General features: G+C 42.9%; 14 protein-coding genes. 9 read left to right on the top strand and 5 right to left on the bottom strand.

The window, feature by feature from the left end:
- Positions 1-8: 8 nt before the first annotated feature.
- The 4 genes from QEP06_RS05870 to rimP all read right to left on the bottom strand — a co-directional run bounded on the left by QEP06_RS05870 (position 9) and on the right by rimP (position 7,846).
- Positions 9-2,894, bottom strand: a complete 2,886-nt coding sequence (locus QEP06_RS05870) for a SusC/RagA family TonB-linked outer membrane protein (RefSeq protein WP_285269476.1) — start codon at positions 2,892-2,894, stop codon at positions 9-11.
- A gap of 299 nt (positions 2,895-3,193) precedes the next feature.
- Positions 3,194-6,010: a translation initiation factor IF-2 gene (gene infB / locus QEP06_RS05875; protein WP_285269477.1), complete on the bottom strand. Its 2,817-nt coding sequence runs from the start codon at positions 6,008-6,010 to the stop codon at positions 3,194-3,196.
- Positions 6,011-6,083: 73 nt separating this feature from the next.
- Positions 6,084-7,331 carry a transcription termination factor NusA gene (gene nusA / locus QEP06_RS05880; RefSeq protein WP_285269478.1) on the bottom strand — a complete coding sequence of 416 codons (1,248 nt, stop codon included), beginning with the start codon at positions 7,329-7,331 and terminating at the stop codon, positions 6,084-6,086.
- 47 nt (positions 7,332-7,378) lie between these two features.
- Positions 7,379-7,846, bottom strand: a complete 468-nt coding sequence (rimP, locus tag QEP06_RS05885) for a ribosome assembly cofactor RimP (protein WP_285269479.1) — start codon at positions 7,844-7,846, stop codon at positions 7,379-7,381.
- 184 nt (positions 7,847-8,030) lie between these two features.
- Here rimP and QEP06_RS05890 point away from each other — a divergent pair, with 184 nt between their 5' ends.
- The 8 genes from QEP06_RS05890 (at position 8,031) to QEP06_RS05925 (ending at position 16,283) form a co-directional block, all read left to right on the top strand.
- Positions 8,031-9,341: a UDP-glucose dehydrogenase family protein gene (locus QEP06_RS05890; protein ID WP_285269480.1), complete on the top strand. Its 1,311-nt coding sequence runs from the start codon at positions 8,031-8,033 to the stop codon at positions 9,339-9,341.
- A gap of 15 nt (positions 9,342-9,356) precedes the next feature.
- Positions 9,357-10,355: a hypothetical protein gene (locus QEP06_RS05895; protein ID WP_285269481.1), complete on the top strand. Its 999-nt coding sequence runs from the start codon at positions 9,357-9,359 to the stop codon at positions 10,353-10,355.
- Positions 10,356-10,371: 16 nt separating this feature from the next.
- Entirely contained in the window at positions 10,372-11,220 is an 849-nt protein-coding gene (locus QEP06_RS05900; protein ID WP_285269482.1) for an ABC transporter permease, read from the top strand.
- 116 nt (positions 11,221-11,336) lie between these two features.
- Positions 11,337-12,563 carry an ABC transporter ATP-binding protein gene (locus QEP06_RS05905; protein ID WP_285269483.1) on the top strand — a complete coding sequence of 409 codons (1,227 nt, stop codon included), beginning with the start codon at positions 11,337-11,339 and terminating at the stop codon, positions 12,561-12,563.
- A gap of 1 nt (position 12,564) precedes the next feature.
- On the top strand, positions 12,565-13,392 hold the full coding sequence (locus QEP06_RS05910; protein WP_285269484.1) for an FkbM family methyltransferase: 828 nt from the start codon (positions 12,565-12,567) through the stop codon (positions 13,390-13,392).
- Positions 13,393-13,396: 4 nt separating this feature from the next.
- Entirely contained in the window at positions 13,397-14,248 is an 852-nt protein-coding gene (locus tag QEP06_RS05915) for a glycosyltransferase family 2 protein (protein WP_285269485.1), read from the top strand.
- Positions 14,248-15,144, top strand: a complete 897-nt coding sequence (locus QEP06_RS05920; protein WP_285269486.1) for a glycosyltransferase family 2 protein — start codon at positions 14,248-14,250, stop codon at positions 15,142-15,144. The genes QEP06_RS05915 and QEP06_RS05920 overlap by 1 nt, the downstream gene beginning before the upstream one ends.
- The gene (locus QEP06_RS05925) at positions 15,132-16,283 is read left to right on the top strand and encodes a glycosyltransferase family 4 protein (RefSeq protein ID WP_285269487.1); all 1,152 of its coding nucleotides are present in this window, start codon (positions 15,132-15,134) and stop codon (positions 16,281-16,283) included. Before QEP06_RS05920 ends, QEP06_RS05925 begins: the two co-directional genes overlap by 13 nt.
- On the opposite strand, the gene QEP06_RS05930 is transcribed toward QEP06_RS05925, so the two are convergent.
- On the bottom strand, positions 16,266-17,090 hold the full coding sequence (locus tag QEP06_RS05930) for a glycosyltransferase family 2 protein (RefSeq protein ID WP_285269488.1): 825 nt from the start codon (positions 17,088-17,090) through the stop codon (positions 16,266-16,268). The two genes, QEP06_RS05925 and QEP06_RS05930, sit on opposite strands and share 18 nt — an antisense overlap.
- 33 nt (positions 17,091-17,123) lie before the next feature.
- Between QEP06_RS05930 and QEP06_RS05935 the strand changes: the two genes are divergently transcribed.
- The gene (locus QEP06_RS05935; protein ID WP_285269489.1) at positions 17,124-18,239 is read left to right on the top strand and encodes a glycosyltransferase; all 1,116 of its coding nucleotides are present in this window, start codon (positions 17,124-17,126) and stop codon (positions 18,237-18,239) included.
- The last annotated feature ends 1 nt before the right edge of the window (position 18,240 follow it).

The following is an 18,240-nucleotide window of genomic DNA, read 5'->3' on the forward strand; positions in this document are numbered from 1 at the left end:
TTAAATATTTATAGTGAAATATTAAAGCCCATAGTAAATACACGCTGGCGAGGCGTTGCATTAAGGTCTACACCATTTGTTTCCATCTCCGGATCCAGACCTGTGTATTTGGTAATGATGAATGCATTCTGGGCCTGAACATAGATTCGCATGCTCTTGATACCCACCTGCTCAACCACAGTTCTTGGTAAAGTGTAGCCCAGTGAGATAAGATCGAATTTCACATAATCTCCATCCTCCAAAAATCTTGAGGTAGCGTTGCTCGACTGGTTGGTGAATGTGTTGTCACCAAAGAACAGCCTTGGCGTCCATCCGTCTCCCGGATTTGTCGGGCTTTGCCATCTGCCCAGGATTTCGCTGGAGTTGTTTGTAAAGTTCAGGTTCATCATCTCTCTTCTGGTAGAGTTAAAGATTTTGTTACCGCCTGCAAACCTTACGGTAGTGCCCAGATCAAAATCTTTATATCTTAAACGTAAACTTGTGGCTCCAAAGTATTTAGGTAAACTTTGTCCCAGGATCATCTTGTCTGCAGAAGTGCTTAAAGTAGCCGCCTGAGAAACATCGCCAGGGTTTGACTGGTTGAAAACTGCATATCGGTTTCCGCCTACAACACCCTGTACAAGGCTGCCATCTGCTTTATAATACACCGGGTTTCCGTTTGCTGGGTTCACACCCCAGTATTTAAAGCCCCAGATAGAGTTGATAGATTCGCCTACACGGTTGATGTTATTAAGACCAATCATGTCTGCATTGTTATTGGCCAGTGAAAGAACTTCGTTTTCGAGCGTAGTAATGTTTGCGTTCAGATCGAGACCGAAATCTTCGGTGTTGAAAACGGTGTAATCTGCAGAAAACTCAAGTCCTTTGTTCACCATGGTACCGATATTCTTGTAGATAAGGTTACCAGGAATACCCAAACCACTGTCCAGCGGTGCTCCAAGGATGATATCATCGATTTGGTTCTCATAATAATCGAATGTAAAACGCAGTTTGTTGTTGAACATCCCAAGATCAAGACCTGCGTCAATTTTCTTGGTACTTTCCCAACGAAGTTCGTCGTTACCGATTTGCGAGTAAGCAATACCGTTATAATCCGCATATTTCAGGTTACTGAAAGTTCCCAGATAAGGGTAGTTTCCGATGTCTGTGTTTCCTACCTTAGCCCACGATGCGCGAAGTTTTAAGTCATTAACTACATCAGCGATACCCTGCATGAAGTTTTCTTTTGAAACTGTCCATCCTGCTGAAACTCCCGGGAAGTTACCGTACTTGTTTGCATATGGAAGAGAAGAAAGACCGTCTCTACGGATTGATGCCTGAAGGAAGTATTTTTGCGCAAAATTATAGTTCAAACGTCCTGCAAGTGATACAAAACCGTTCTCGGTGATACCACCACCGGCCTGTAGCGTACCGATTGAGCCGCTTATTACACCGCTGCCGAAATACACGTTAGACAAATTGGTTCCCCCACCGAAGAAACTCTGGACCTTTTGCTTCTGAATCTCATTCACACCTACAAGTGTTACATTGTGGTTTTCACCAAATGTCTTGTCAAATGTCAGGATGTTTTGAACGTTATTTCTCAGAAGGTCAGAGAAATCATTTCGGATAAATCCGTTTGATCCCTGACCATCACCGTGCACCGGATTCCAGTAAACGTAGCCTTTGGTCTGAGACTGGTCTACACTCGCCTGAAGTCTGTAGTTTAGGAAAGGAAACAGACGGATATCTGTAAATACCGATCCGATGAATCTGTTCACATCTGATCCATATTTGTTATTATCGATGGTGTACATGATGTTGGTAATGTTATCACCCGCTAACATCGTATTCTGCCATCTGCCCACCACACGTGGATCTATAAGATCAATATTATATCCTGTAGGATGCGCAGGATTGTACACCGGTGTATTCGGTAACTGACGGATCGCGTTGAAAATATTACCCGAAAGTGATGAAGTACCTGTGTTAAGCCCTTCGTACTGTGTTTTTGTAAAACTTAAATTGGTTCCGATCTTTAACCAGTCGAAAGCCTGATGGTCGATATTCGCACGTCCTGTGAAACGCTTCATCGCATTCGGCTTGGTAACACCCTCCTGGTTTGAGTAACCAATCGACGTATAGTAATTAGACTTCCCTAAAGAACCGGAAGCAGACAATACGTTATCTGTCTGGAATGCCGCTGAGCGAAGTACCGCTTTTTGCCAATCAGTATTGAACTCTGTCCCGAACGCGATAGGAGTTTGTGTTGCCGCAGTTGTTGTATTTGCTCTCTTTTCGTTTGAAATCGTGATGAAGTCAGGTGTTTGAAGCAAATCATAGTAACCAGCAGGACTTGCATACCCCGCATAATTACTGAAGTTTAGGTTGAATTTACCGCCACGGCCCTTTTTGGTCGTGATCAGGATCACTCCGTTGGAGGCACGCGAACCGTAGATCGCTGTTGCCGCACCGTCTTTAAGGATTTCGTACGATTCAATGTCATTGGGATTTATTTCACCCAAACCGTTCGTAGCCGTTTGTCCACCAATATCACCAGACCAGATAGGAACACCGTCTACAATAATCAAGGGACTTACCCCATTTGTGATGGATGCAACACCTCTGATTCGGATTCGTGGAGCTTCACCTAAAACGCCAGTAGGCGTAGAAACTGATACACCCGCAGCTCTACCTGCAAGCTGCTGTTCAAAACTCGGCGCGGCGATCGAAGCGATATCCGACGCTTTGATTGACGAAATCGCTCCGGTAACCTCACTTTTTCGCTGCGTACCGTAACCCACTACGATCACCTCGTCGATGTTCTGCACTTTTGCAGTATCTTGTTGTGCGGAGAGCGTTTGACCAGCAAAAAACACAACAGCGATGCTAAGTACTTTAATTTTCACATTCATATTAACACTATTTAATATTATTTTCGCAAATATGTTAAAATTCTTTAACATACCAAACTTTATCTATTGAGTAAATGGAAAATTGTTTGAATAATTATTAAATTTTATAATATTTAAATTATATTAAAGCAAGTAAATCACAAAAACATTAATAATTCCGTAATTTTAAGTTCAATTCTGACCGTTAAATTAGATTTCTCATATTAAGACAATAAGCAATTTAAAATAATTCTAAAATAGGTTTTAGTTAAAAAAAAGACCTGCTTCTCAGCAGGTCTCCTATTTATATGTCAATTTTATTATTTGAGTTTCTTCTTCACAGCAACTTCTTCATACACTTCCAGGATGTCACCAACTTCGATATCGTTGTATCCTTTGATGTTCAAACCACATTCGTAGCCTTTCGTTACTTCTTTCACATCGTCTTTGAAACGCTTCAAGCTTTCCAGTTCACCATCAAATTTCACGATTCCATCACGCAGCAAACGGATTTTGGAGTTTCGTGTCACCTTTCCGGTCAAGACCATACAACCTGCAATAGAGCCAACTTTCGAAATCCTGAACACTTCACGGATCTCTACGTTACCGATTACCTGTTCTTTGATCTCCGGCGAAAGCATACCTTCCATCGCTTCTTTTACATCGTCTATAGCAGCGTAGATTACAGAATATGTTCTGATCTCAATCTCTTCTTTATCAGCAAGGTCTTTCGCATTTACACCGGCACGTACATTAAAGCCGATCATAATAGCATCCGAAGCTGCTGCAAGCAACACGTCGGACTCGGTTATCTGACCGACACCCTGATGGATGATGTTCACGCTGATCTCTTCTGTGCTAAGACTTTGCAACTGATCTGAAAGTGCTTCCACAGAACCGTCCACGTCACCTTTAAGGATAATGTTAAGTTCCTTGAAGTCGCCAAGGGCAATTCTACGGCCAAGTTCATCAAGCGTAAGGTGCTTCTTGGTGCGGATAGACTGTTCGCGTTGAAGCTGTTCACGCTTAGTGGCGATACTTTTCGCTTCTCTTTCATCTTCAAACACGCGGAATTTATCGCCAGCTGTCGGCGCACCGTCGAGTCCCAGAATCGTAACAGGTATTGATGGACCGGCAGATTCAAGAGGCTTACCACGCTCATCAAGCATTGCTTTTACCTTACCGTGGTTTTTACCTGCAAGAACATAATCACCTACCTTCAGTGTTCCACTTTGTACAAGGATAGTAGAAATATATCCACGACCTTTATCAAGTGACGCTTCAATTACTACACCCTGGGCGTTCTTGTCTGGATTAGCTTTTAATTCGAGCATTTCTGCTTGAAGCAAAACCTTATCCAGCAACGCATCCATATTGTTACCAAACTTAGCTGAAACCTCCTGAGACTGTACATTTCCACCCCATTCTTCTACGAGTACATTCATCGAAGAAAGTTGCTGACGTACGTTATCTGGATTCGCGTTTGGCTTATCTACTTTGTTTAACGCAATGATCATCGGAACTCCCGCCGCCTGTGCGTGAGAGATCGCTTCTTTGGTCTGAGGCATCACATCATCATCCGCAGCTATCACAATAATTGCGATATCGGTGATCTGCGCACCTCTCGCACGCATCGCGGTAAAGGCTTCGTGACCCGGTGTATCCAGGAACGTGATTCGCTGACCGTTTTCGAGCTGAACATTGTATGCACCGATGTGCTGCGTTATACCCCCAGATTCACCAGCGATTACGTTTGTCTTTCTGATATAATCGAGTAAGGAAGTCTTACCGTGGTCTACGTGACCCATTACGGTAACAATAGGTGCACGTGGCAACAAATCTTCCTCAGTATCTGTATCTTCTTCGATCGCCGATTCTTCAAGATCCGCATCAGAGAATTCAATTTTGTATCCGAATTCGTCAGCTACAAGCAGAAGTGTATCGGCTTCCAGACGCTGGTTCATGGTTACCATTACGCCAAGAGAGAAGCACGCTGAAATCACTTCTGTCGGGCTGACGTTCATCAGACTGGCCAATTCACCAACAGTAATGAATTCGGTTACCTTCAGAGTTCTGTCCGCTGCATCCATTTCCTGCTGCAGTTCGTCCTGCTCGCGGCGGTATACACGTTTTTCTTTTCTGTATTTAGCACCCTTGTTCTTACCGCCTTTATTGGTAAGTTTTTCAAGTGTTTCTTTAATTTGGTTCTTTACCTGCTCATCGGTAAGTTCTACCGGCATTGTAGGTGCACCGCGTCTGCTGCCACCACGTCCGGCATTTCCACCCTGGCCTCCCGGACGGTTTCCACCCTGGCCACCACGGTTTCCACCAGCCTGACCGGGACCGCGATTGCCGCCCTGCCCTTGTGGTCTGTTACCTTGAGTACCAGCTGTTCCGGTGCCCGGTGTTGCAGGTTTTTCAATTCTTTTTCTTTTCTTCTTGGCTGCCGCGCTTGAAGATTTTGGTTTGTTGAACTGTGAAAGGTCCACAGTCTCTTTCAGAATTTTCACACCATCCAGCTTCTGATAAACAGTTTCGATCTTCTCAGGAACTGAAGGATCGGCCGGAGCTTTCTCGGGCTCAGCAGCAGGTTTTGGTGCTTCTTCTACAGGTTGTGGCTTCACTTCTTCTATAGCCGGTTTCTCCTCCTTCGGAGTTTCCTTCGGCGCTGTACGTGTACGGCCGCTTTCGATCTGTGAAAGATCTATCTTGTCAAGAACTTTAAATTCCTGCTTTTCCGCCGCAGGCGTATGCAGAGTAACCTCTTCAACCGGCTTCTCAGCTGGTGTTTCGACAGGTTTTTCAACCGGAGCTTCAGGCTTCTTAGGCTCGAGGTCTATTTTGCCCAAAACTTTGGTTTCGGGACGGGCGGTGGTTCTGGCGCGAATGATTTCTGGCTTAGATGGCTCTATTTCCAGTTTTTCTTCGGGAACCTTCGTGATCACCACCTCGTGCGAGGCTTTACGCTGCTCACTGTCCTTCGCGAACTCCGCTTTCAGTGCAGAATATGCTGATTCATCCAATTGAGCGTTCGGGTTATTGTCTACCTCCATTCCTTTAGACTGCAGAAACTCTACAAGTCTTGGGATTGAGATATTTAATTCCTTTACCGCTTTGTTTAATCTAATTTTGGACATGTATAATGTAAACTTTTGTTTTAATTTTTGGTAAAGTTAACCTATTTTAACGTTACCGGGTTTTTTTGGAAGTTTAATCCTCAAACTCTTCCTTCAATATCTGTTTTACTTCCTCGATAGTTTCCTCTTCCAAGTCAACCATTTTCAGAAGTGCATCTGTGTCTTTATCCAGCACACTTTTCGCAGTAGTAAGTCCTACTTTCTCGAATTCATCGATGATCCACTGTTCGATATCGCCTTCTTCACTTCCGGCAAATTCTTTCAGTTCTACGTCATCATCCTCAGCAGATTCTCTGTAAACATCAATCTCATAACCGCTTAACCAAGATGCCAAACGGATGTTCTGACCCTGTTTTCCGATCACTCTTGAAATTTCGTCAACCGGCGTATATACCATTGCATAATTGGTCTCGTCGTTGATGTCGATCTTGTTGATGGTGACATTACCCAAGGCTCTTTTAACCATGATCTCAGGATTTTTTGACCATTGGATCACGTCGATGTTTTCATTCTTCAGTTCACGTACAACGCCATGAATCCTTGAACCTTTCACACCTACACATGCTCCTACAGGATCAATTCTGTCGTCATAGGCATCTACAGCGATCTTCGCTTTCTCACCCGGGATCCGCACTACTTTTTTAAGTATAATGGTACCATCCTGAATCTCCGGAATTTCAAGCTCAAGCAGTTTTTCGAGGAATTTCGGTGCTGTTCTTGAAACGATAATCTGCGGTTTTGCGCCTTTGAAATCTACACTTTCTACGATCGCGCGGATGTTTTCACCTTTCTTGAAGAAATCAGACGGGATCTGGTTTTCTTTAGGCAAAATAAACTCATTCTCTTCATCATCAAGCAAAATCACATGTTTGTGACGGATGTGGTGAACTTCACCTACAACTATTTCGCCAATCTTGTCGCGGAACTCTTCATAGAGCATCGCATTGTTATGCTCCTGAAGTTTTGTAGCTAAAATCTGCTTCAGCGTAAGAATGCTGCGGCGTCCCAGACCTTCAATCGGGATTTCAATCGTAAAATCTTCGCCCACCTCAAAGGTTGGGTCAATTTTTTTAGCTTCAGAGATTTCTATTTCCAGGTCGTCATCTTCAGACATATCGTCTTCTACGATGGTTTTATTCAAAAATATCTGAAAGTCTCCCTTATCAGGATTCACGATCACATCAAAATGATCGTCTGAGTCGAATCTTTTTCTCAGCAAAGTCTTCAGCGAGTCCTCAATGATCGCCATCAGGTCGATCTTACTGATGCTTTTTTCCTCCTTGAAATCGCCAAATGCTTCTATTAATGCTAAACCGTCCATATTTATAAGTGATATAGAATGAGGCCTCTGCGGCTCCATCTTTATTGTTAAAATTTAATCGTTACCAGTGCTTTTTTGATGTCGGTGTACAGAATTTCCCTGTCTTCCACCACATCTGTCTTCCCTTTACCAATTTCTTTTGGTTTGCGGTATTTTAATGTCAAAATGATTTTATCTTCTCCCACTTCTTTCAATTCACCCGTGATCTCGCTTGAATCTGTCATTAATAAATCAAGTTCGCGCCCGATATTTTTCCGGAACTGACGAGGCGTACTAAGCGGTTCGCTCAGTCCGGCGCTCATCACCTGCAATGAAAAATCGTGCTCTTCACGATCCACATTAAACTCGATCGCGCGGCTCGCATCCAGACAGTCTTGGAGCGTTACGCCATTGTCACCATCAAGGATCACCGTGATATCGTCAGCGGCAGAAAACTTCAGATCTACCAAAAAAAGGTCTTCTCTTTCCGCCAAAAAAGTGTGAAGCAATTCTTCAATTCTTTTTCTAAATTCCATAATTTCATGTAGGTTACGAAAAAAGGCGTTCTTTCGAAAGCCTTTTCATTATTATCCGTAAATCCGGTGCAAATATACACATTTTTGGCTATCAGACAAAATTTTTGCAGATTATAAAACCTTAACGGGCTGTACCGCAGCGCCGTCTATTTAATTATATTTGCATGTTTTAAAGAATTTTATTTTGAATATTACAATTGTAGGTACGGGCTATGTAGGATTGGTAACGGGGACTACCCTCGCTGAACTTGGAAATACCGTCTATTGCGTGGACATCGACGAAGATAAGGTTGCAGCCATGCAGCAGGGCGTAGTTCCGATCTATGAACCCGGGCTTGAAGAGATGTTTTTGAGAAACATCCAGTCCCGCAGGCTGTTTTTCACCACCAATCTGAACGAAGCCCTGCAGAAAAGCGAAGTGATTTATCTCGCGCTTCCTACGCCGCCGGGTGAGGACGGATCCGCAGACCTTTCTTATGTTTTGAATGTGGCCGAAAAAATAGGTGAAGCGATGACCGAATACAAAGTCATTGTCAACAAATCCACAGTTCCGGTGGGTACCGCAGACACCGTCCGCGAAACCATCTCGGCAGTGACAGACGTACCTTTTGACGTAGTTTCAAACCCCGAATTCTTAAGAGAAGGCTTTGCCGTGGAAGACTCAATGAATCCCGCCCGCGTGATCGTCGGCAGTGAATCTGAGAAGGCACGTGAAATCATGTCGAAAATCTACCAGCCTTTCACCAATACCGGGATTCCGATTATTTTCATGGATGAAAAATCATCGGAACTCACCAAATATGCCGCAAACTCGTTTCTGGCCGTGAAAATCACCTTCATGAACGAAATCGCAAATTACTGCGAGAAAGTAGGCGCCGATGTAGATAAAGTGCGTCTCGGTATGGGTTCAGATGATAGAATCGGGCACCGGTTTCTGTTTCCGGGCATCGGCTATGGCGGAAGTTGTTTCCCGAAAGATGTGAAAGCTTTGATTAAGTCGGGCAAAAAAGAAGATTTTAATTTTCGGCTTCTGGAAGCGACCGAAAAAGTGAATCAAAATCAAAAAATTATTTTGGTTTCGGAAATCGAAAATTATTTCGACGGTGATCTTCAGGACAAAAAAATCGCCGTTTGGGGACTTGCTTTTAAAGCAAACACCGATGACATCCGCGAAGCGTCCTCACTTGACAATATCCGATTGCTGCTCGAAAAAGGAGCAGAAATCTCAGCTTATGACGCGATTGCCGAACAGAACGTAAGAAAAATCCTTGGTGATAAAATAAAATACGCTACCGACATGTATTCGGCGCTAGAAGACGCTGATTGTCTGCTTATTGCCACTGAATGGAGTGAATTCCAAAACCCGAATTTCGAAATGATGGCGGAACAGATGAAAAATAAAGCAATCTTTGACGGCCGGAATATGTTCGCCCTTGAACAGGTGGAAAGTACCGGGTTTTTCTATAAATCGATCGGGCGGAAAACCATAAAATAAGCTAAAACACACAATTTGAAATTAAATTTATTCGGAAAAGCTTTATTCATGGCGATGCTGGCGTTTGTCGTCAGCACGTTTGTTTATTTCTCTTTTGCAAATATCTATTCTTCGAAAATCCTCAATTTTCAGGAATTTGAACAACAGTTCAGTTCGGGCATCTATCAGTACAGAAAATTAAGCGGCTGGCTGCTGATCGGTGTTTACGAAGTTTTTCAGTCATTCAACCTCGATCCTGAAATATTTAAACTAAAATTTTTAGACCCAAAATCTGAGCCGCTATTTTACCTCAGTTTTTATCTTCTGAACACGTTTTTCCTGATGCTTTCGGCGGTCATGCTGACGCTGATTTCAGAATCAAAATCTTTCGAAGCCACCGAAACCGAGAAAACGCTGATCAACGGATTAATCATATTCACGATTTCCTTATCACAATTCGTGATCGTTCCATACGATGTTTCAAGTTATTTCTTTCTTATTCTATTCTTTTATATTCTCCTAAAATTTTTAAACCTACAAAACACGCAAAATCTCGTCTCATTGTGCCTAATCTTAGCACTTTCAACCCTGAACAGAGAAACTGCGGCGCTTTCTGTTTCGATTGCTGCCACGCTTTTATACGCTAAAAACGGACTTCGGCAAGACACAAAAGTTCCTGTGCTGATCTTAGCTGGTGTTTTCGTTTCAGGTTATTTTGGTCTGCGGATGTTTAGCGAAGATTTTACCACGAACGATGGAAATTTGTTGATCCAAAATTTTACACAGCCAAAGAATCTGCTGGGTCTGGTTTTTTGGATTACTTTTCTGGTTTTCTCGCTGCTCATCGCGAAAAACACAGGGTGCGCAAGAAGGATCTTGATGTTCCATGTCCTTTCAGCACCGTACATTTTAATATGTATTTACTCCGGAATTTTATACGAAATACGGCTTTACGTACCGCTTTTCATCACATCAGTTCTTATCGGACGCACGAAACTTAGCCAAATTTCATTAAATAAAACTATTTTTGGTTAAATATCATTAAACACAAATGACACAACCTCAGCAACAATGGACGGAAACCATCGAGGCGCAGCACTCGCTATTTGACCTGAAACTGAGCGAGGTGTGGCGCTACCGGGACTTAGTCTACATGTTCGTTAAGCGTGATTTTGTGGCCGGATTCAAACAGACAGTACTCGGGCCGCTGTGGTTTTTCATCAACCCGATTCTCACGACGGTTGTCTATCTCGTCATTTTTGGAAACATCGCCAATCTTTCAACAGATGGCGTCCCAAAAATTCTTTTCTACCTTGCCGGCGTTACGCTCTGGAACTATTTTTCCTCGTGTCTTACCGGCGCATCGAGCGTTTTCACCTCAAATGCAGCAATTTTCGGAAAAGTATATTTCCCGAGACTCGTGATGCCGCTGACCATCGTGATTTCCAATCTGATGCGCTTTGGCGTACAATTTCTGCTGTTCCTTATTGTTTTTATTTACTATTTAATTCAAGGTGAAGTACAACCAAATATTTGGGTTTTGGCTACACCTTTCTTAATTTTTTTAATGGGTTGCTTCGCACTCGGCATGGGGATGATTTTTTCGGCTCTTACCACTAAATACCGCGATCTGCAGATGCTTTTGGGCTTTGGCGTGAGCCTTTACATGTATGCCACGCCAGTGGTTTATCCGCTTTCAGCCTTATCCGGAATCTGGAAAAAACTCGCCTATTATAACCCACTCACCGGAATTTTTGAATGTTTTAAATATGGCTGGCTCGGCTCCGGTGATTTTTCGGCGATACTGCTTGCAGTGAGTTCTACTATCATCTTTGCGCTGCTGGCCATTGGCACCGTCATATTTAATAAAGTGGAGAAGAGTTTCATGGATTCGGTGTAAAGAGCAAAGTAAATAGTGAATGGTGAAAGTCTTATCCAGAAATTAAAACTTTGAACTATTGAACATTTGAACAAAATTGAACAACCGAACCATTAAACAAATTTGAACAATAAAGAATGCTTGCATTAAAAGCTGAAAATATTTCGAAACAATACCGCCTCGGGCAGGTCGGGACAGGTACGCTTTCGCATGACCTCAACCGATTTTGGCACAAAGTGCGCGGGAAGGATGACCCGTATCTCAAAATCGGGGAAACCAATGACCGTGCGACGAAAGCAGAATCCGAGTACGTCTGGTCACTGCGCGACATCAGTTTTGAAATTGAGCAGGGCGATGCTGTCGGGATCATTGGCCGGAACGGTGCAGGAAAATCCACTCTTCTGAAGCTTTTAAGTAAAGTCACTAAACCCACCACAGGAAAAATTTATACCAACGGCCGTATCGCCTCACTGCTCGAGGTAGGCACCGGTTTTCATCCTGAAATGACGGGTCGCGAAAACATTTTTCTTAACGGCGCGATCTTAGGGATGACCCGAAAGGAAATCACGCGCAAATTCGATGAGATTGTCGATTTTTCAGGCGTTGAAAGATATATCGATACACCGGTAAAAAGATATTCGTCCGGCATGTATGTGCGTCTGGCTTTTGCTGTCGCGGCGCATTTAGAATCAGAAATTTTAATTGTGGACGAAGTATTGGCCGTTGGCGATGCAGAATTCCAGAAGAAATGCCTGGGCAAGATGGGCGACGTGAGCAAAGGTGAAGGACGCACGGTTTTGTTTGTGAGTCATGATTTGAATGCGGTTTCGCAGATTTGTAATACGGGCATCTTACTGAACAAGGGCATTGTAGAGCACATCGGCACCATACGCGACACTGTTGCGACGTACCTCAATGCTGATAATGATGATGCAATCTATTTAAACACAGGCAATAATTCCCACAAGGCCATATTCATTCAGCAGATCGAAGTAACCCGGGATTGCGGAGGGGTTTCCAATGAGTTTACTTATGACGAACCCATCAATTTTAAATTCAGTCTCAGTATGAACGGACCGCCTCCGAAAGCAAGTTTCTTTGTGACCGTACTCGATTCCCGGAAACGAAGAATATTTTCCTGCGAACGCGAAAATATAAGTGAATACATGACGCTTACCATCGAACCTAAAACACTTGTCCGCGGCAAATATTCGATTCAGGCGTTTATTAACCAACCCAAAATCGCCCAACTTGACATGGTAGAAGATGTGTGCAAATTTGTCGTGACCGACCCCAATTCATATTTAGCAAAACACGGCGAATATGATTATGGATCGGTTTTCGGAAGATATAAATGGGATTAATATGATAAATAAGCTGAAAAAACTTTGGGAGGTTTACCGCAAAGAACGCTACCAGGAAAATTTGCGGCACGTGATGGATCACAAAACCGGACTTACCCCCGCAGAACACGCACGAATTTTAGCTTTTCCCGAATTTGTGCCCGGTGAGGCAAGCCTTTTCGGACAACCGTTTTCATTTTCGCACGGCCCTTCTTTAATTCACTCTGTTGACGAAATTTTTAAGGAAGAAATATACAAATTCACCTCAGAAAGTCCCACCCCGTACATCATAGACTGCGGTGCAAACATAGGTTTGAGCGTTCTTTATTTTAAAAGGTTATTTCCCGATTCTGAAATTGTCGCTTTTGAACCTGATGAGAAGATTTTTAAAATTCTCGAAAGAAATACGAATAGTCTCGAAAATGTAACCATCGAAAAAAAGGCTGTCTGGACGGAGGAAACTACGCTGGAATTTTTTTCTGAAGGTGCTCTCGCGGGATCTGTGGTTACCGATTTCAGCAATAAAAACGACATCATTGAGATTGAGACTGTCGATCTGAAAAAATTCCTGAATAGAAAGGTCGATTTTCTAAAAATCGACATTGAAGGAGCGGAAAACACTGTCTTTTTCGATATTGCAGACCATCTTCATCATGTGCAAAATCTTTTTCTGGAATATCATGGTCTTATTGGCGAACCCCAGAATTTAGGCGAAATCTTAAACGTACTGAAAGAAAAAGGCTTTCAGTATTACATCAGGTTAGCAGGCGAGACCATCAAGTTCCCATACTGTGGTGAAAAACCGTCAACGTTTAATCAACAGCTGAATATTCTCTGTTATCGAACTTGAAACTATGGAAAATGCCTTAATCTCAATCTGCATACCCACCTACAACGGCGAAAAATATTTGCAGGAAGCCCTGGATTCGGTGACCAAGCAGACGTACAAAAACATTGAGGTCATTATCTCTGATGATGCATCCGCGGATGCCACGCTAGAGATCGCGGAAAATTTTAAACAACAGGCTCCATTTCCTGTTTCTATTTTTAAACATGAGCCTGCCGGAATTGGCGCCAATTGGGATCACTGCATTGAAAAAGCCACTGGCGAATGGATAAAATTTCTGTTTCAGGATGACATTTTAGAACCAAACTGTCTTGAGGAATTCTTAAAAGTCCAACAGAAAACGGGCGAACATGTCTTTTTTTGCAAACGGATGATAATTGATTCTATTGGAAAGGACATTTCAGACACCTCCTACATTGCAGATCTTCAGAAGCGAATCCTGCCGGACCTTGCTGATTATATGGTATTTTCGAAGAAAGACCTGAAACTGATTGGTAAAAAAAAAGCGCTAAGCCACAATTTCATTGGCGAGCCGGTCGCGGGTTTTGTGAGCAAAAGCGCATATCTGAAAACGGGTCTGCACAATCCCATGCTGCGGCAACTTCTTGATTTAGAATATAATTTGCGCTTGCTTCGCAATTTCAACATCGTGCTGATCAATGAAAAACTGGTGCGTTTCCGCGTTCATCCTGAACAGACCACCCAACAAAACCGGCGCAAAAACATCAACGAACATTTGATTTTAGACCACTATATCATCCGGAATTATTATAAATATCTGGGCCGTGCTGCCATTTTAGGCTATTTTTATGAAAGGTTCGGTCTTCTTAAAAACCTGCGCGGCAAAATCCCATTCTGATGCATCCTAAAGTCTCCATCATCGTCCTCGCCTACAACCACCAGGATTTTATCGGAAAAAACCTGGAAAGTATTTTCATGCAGGATTTTGAAGGTAATATCGAGCTGATTATCTGTAATGATGCTTCCACCGACAATACAGACGCGAAAATCCGGCAAAAGATTGCGGACGCACCGGCAAATTTTAAAGTCAAATACTTCAACCATCCAAAGAACCTTGGCGCCACGCCTAATTTCTATTTTGCTTTGAAAAAGGCGACCGGCGAATTTCTCGCATTTTGTGAAGGTGACGACTACTGGACCGATGCCGCGAAACTCTCGGTGCAGCTAAAACTGATGGACGGAAACCCGGATTGTGCGCTGACATTTCACCAGGTCATCAACGTTTCGACGCATAGCGAGTATGACGGAAAAATATTTGCAGAAATCCAGGACCGTGAATTTTCTGCTACCGAAATCTATCGTCACTGGATTATCCACACCGCCTCGGTGGTGATGCGCCGCGATGTACTTGAATCTGACGCTTTTAAAGTCACAGTCCGGGATCCGAATTTGCTGTATTTTGACACTATTCTTTTTTTGGCAGCCTCTACCACGGGAAAGTTGATCGGTATCAGCCGTACAATGTCTGCGTACCGTCGTCACGAACAGGGTATTTCGTTCGGCCACAACTTAAATAAAGATTTGCGGCACAACACCTTAGACCAAACAATCGGTGAGTATTATAAGGGTAAAATAAAAATTCTCGCAGACTGGCAGATATTTTCGCGCAGCCGGCTGGGTTTCAGTTTAGCAATAAAAAAGAGGAATATAATGACAGCCGCGAAATTCCTGTTTTGGATTTTAAAGAAGTACAAAATCCTCACAATTTATATAATCAAAAAATGGCAGCATTAAGGATCGCTTTTCTCAGCAGCCAGCCACTTGAGGACCGGCGGCATTGGTCCGGGACCATGTTCAAGATGTACGAATCCCTACAGGCGCAGGGCTTTGATATTGTCTGGATGCCAACCGGGAAATTTTCGGCAAGTGAGGAAAAAATATTTGCTTCCATTCACAATATTTACGAACGCACATTCCGCAGGCGCTTCAATTCTCATCATTTTATTTTAAAAGCTTTCCTCGCATCCAAAAAAACCCAAAAAATCCTTCAAAGCACAGATTACGACCTGCTTTTTTCCCCAACCTACATTAATGAAATCGCTTTTTTAAACATTAATAAACCGATACTGTACCTAAATGACGGAACTTTTAATAAACTGATTGGTTATAATCCCGGCTTTATGGGGATGGGCTGGCTTTCAAAAAAAATCACACGCCTGCTTGAAGAAAAGGCATTCAATAACGCTAAGCAGCTCGTATTTTCGTCGGATTGGGCCGCCAACGATGCGCATAAAACCTACGGAATCCACTCCCGAAAGATTTCCGTCGTAAAGTTTGGAGCAAACCTCCGCGTGCCCCATTTTGCATTGCTGGAAAAAGATTATTCCGGATCATTAAACATCTTGTTTTCGGGTGTCGGCTGGGAACGGAAAGGTGGCGATATCGCACTTGCAGCCGTAAAAATTCTGCACGAAAAAGGCTATGACTTAAAATTTAAGATTATGGGCTGCACGCCTGATGTGCAGGAAGTATTTGTAGAAATCATTCCGTTTTTAAATAAAAATTATCCCTGCGAACTGGCCGAAATAGAACGTCACCTGTCCGAAGCCCATTTTATGTTTGTGCCCACGCGCACCGATTGTTCTCCGATTGCTTTTTGCGAAGCCGCTGGATTCTCCTTGCCCGTCATAAGCACTGATACCGGCGGTGTTCCCTCGATTGTTGAGCACGGAAAAACGGGCTTTCTCTTACCCGAAAATGCAACCGCGGAAGATTATGCCAACCTGATCGAGCGCGAAATATTAAATAAAAGAGTGCGTCTCAAAGAACTTTCGGAAAATGCTCGCCATAAGTATGAAGAGGAACTGAACTGGCAAGTTTGGGCAGAAAAAATGAGCGAAATCATTAAAGAAATTTCAGCTAAAAATGCGTAGATAATTGCGGAAACCTAGTTTCCATAAGACCCAAATCTGGCTGTGACCATTGAGTCTCGCAATGGAATTGAAATTCCTGGCGGCGGTCTTTTTTGCATCGGCCGGAATACTGTAAGTCAGCAACTCACCAAAATAGAGCAGTGAACCTTTCGGATTGGTTTCCATCAGCTTGCGGTAATTATCCGTAAGCCCATCTGCCTGATATTCACAGTGATAAATAAATTCATTAAAATAAAGAAGCTGATACTTTGAGGCAATTCTAAACCAGACGAGCGATTCTGTTATAAACTTTTCGCCTGAAAAAACCGGGAAAGGAAATTCTTTAAGTACTTCAGTTTTGTAGATTTCCGCTAAGTCAAAATTATTTTTAAACCGGTACCTCATCTCCAGCGGCGTACTGACGCGCTCGGTGAAGGGAAAATCGTGCATTGTGTCACCGAAAGACCGTTTGCCGGCAATTCCAGCAATTTCAGAAGACTGAATACGCTCTATATATCGCAGTGCAACAGACAAAGCTTCTGCCGGCAACCAGTCATCACTGTCTACGATGAAGAAAAAGTCGCCCTCAGCGTGCTCCACACCGAGATTAGTCGCCGCATGTTTCCCCTGATTTTCCTGCTCAAAATAGCGAATTGGAAAGCTTGAATTTGAAATAAATTCTGAAACTACTTTTTTCGTTACATCCGTAGAACCGTCATCCACAATCACCCATTCAAAATCATTGAAATCGAGCTGTGTAAGGCTCTCAAACAGGCGGGGCAGCAAATGTGCACGATTGAATGTAGGTGTGAAAATGGTGAATTTCATGTATGTACAAATTTAGTTACTTTTACTATCTGTATGAAAAAAACTATTCTGTTCGAAGTCGATTTCAAAGACTGGGCTTTTTACTTCATGGTAAAATCCTGGTCACTGAAATTAGCGGACGAATACATTTGCTACTATGTCTGCAATGAACCGTACCGAATTAAAGCATTAAAAAAAACAAATCAGTTTCAGATTTTCATATGGAATTTAATTTCCACGGTTCGTTTCCAACTTCTTAAAGTGGTTTCCTGCGAAAAGCGGAAAGTACAGTTCATACATCCCTCAGGCAACTATTCTTACCCAAGGTTTACAAAAAACACAGTGGTTGCATTCAATGATGAAAGTACTGAAACCGAAAAATTACACTTCGATTATGTCGTTTCGATGGCATATTTCTTCCAGTACAGCTCGGAGATCCCGTTTAAAGGAACTAAAAATTTAGTAGGAATTTTTAATGATTGTTTTCCGCATCTTGGTCCCGAGTTCGACATTAAAACAAGAACGAATGTAAATGCGCTTTCCCGCGCAGAATTTTTTGAAAAGTACCTTAAACACTACGATTTCCTTCTGTTGGCCAACGATAATCTCATCAATGCGTACAAACAGTACACACCGAACCTTGAATTTGCACTCGGAATCTATAAAGAAGAATGTTTCGGGTTTAAGAAAGTCAAAAGTGAAGTTTTCACTTTAGGCTGGACAGGAAATCCGCACCGGCCCGTGAAAGGGTTTTTCGAAATCATCGAACCAGCAGTGAAAAAAGTGTTGGCAACAGGCCGAAATATACGCCTCAAGACCTCATTTGATGCGCCTTACGAAGAAATGATCGAGTTTTATAATGATGTGGACCTTGCGGTGATCGCGTCCAGTGGCGATGGTGCGCCAACGATGTTTTGTGAGGCCAGTCTTTCGAATATTCCGTCGGTTTCCACGTTTATCGGGCTGCCGGCAATGGTGATTCAGGATGGCGTAAACGGAATCTTTATCAACCGCGATATCGATGAAATGGCCAACGCGATCATTTACCTCTACGATAACCCTGACGTACTTGAATCTTTTGCACAAAGGATTAAAGACGATTACTGCTCTGTAATGAGCAATGAAAAAAACATCGCAAAAATCCGCGCTGTGCTGCAAAAATTAAAATAAA

The organism is Kaistella rhinocerotis, assembly GCF_030243905.1.
Classification (GTDB): domain Bacteria; phylum Bacteroidota; class Bacteroidia; order Flavobacteriales; family Weeksellaceae; genus Kaistella; species Kaistella rhinocerotis.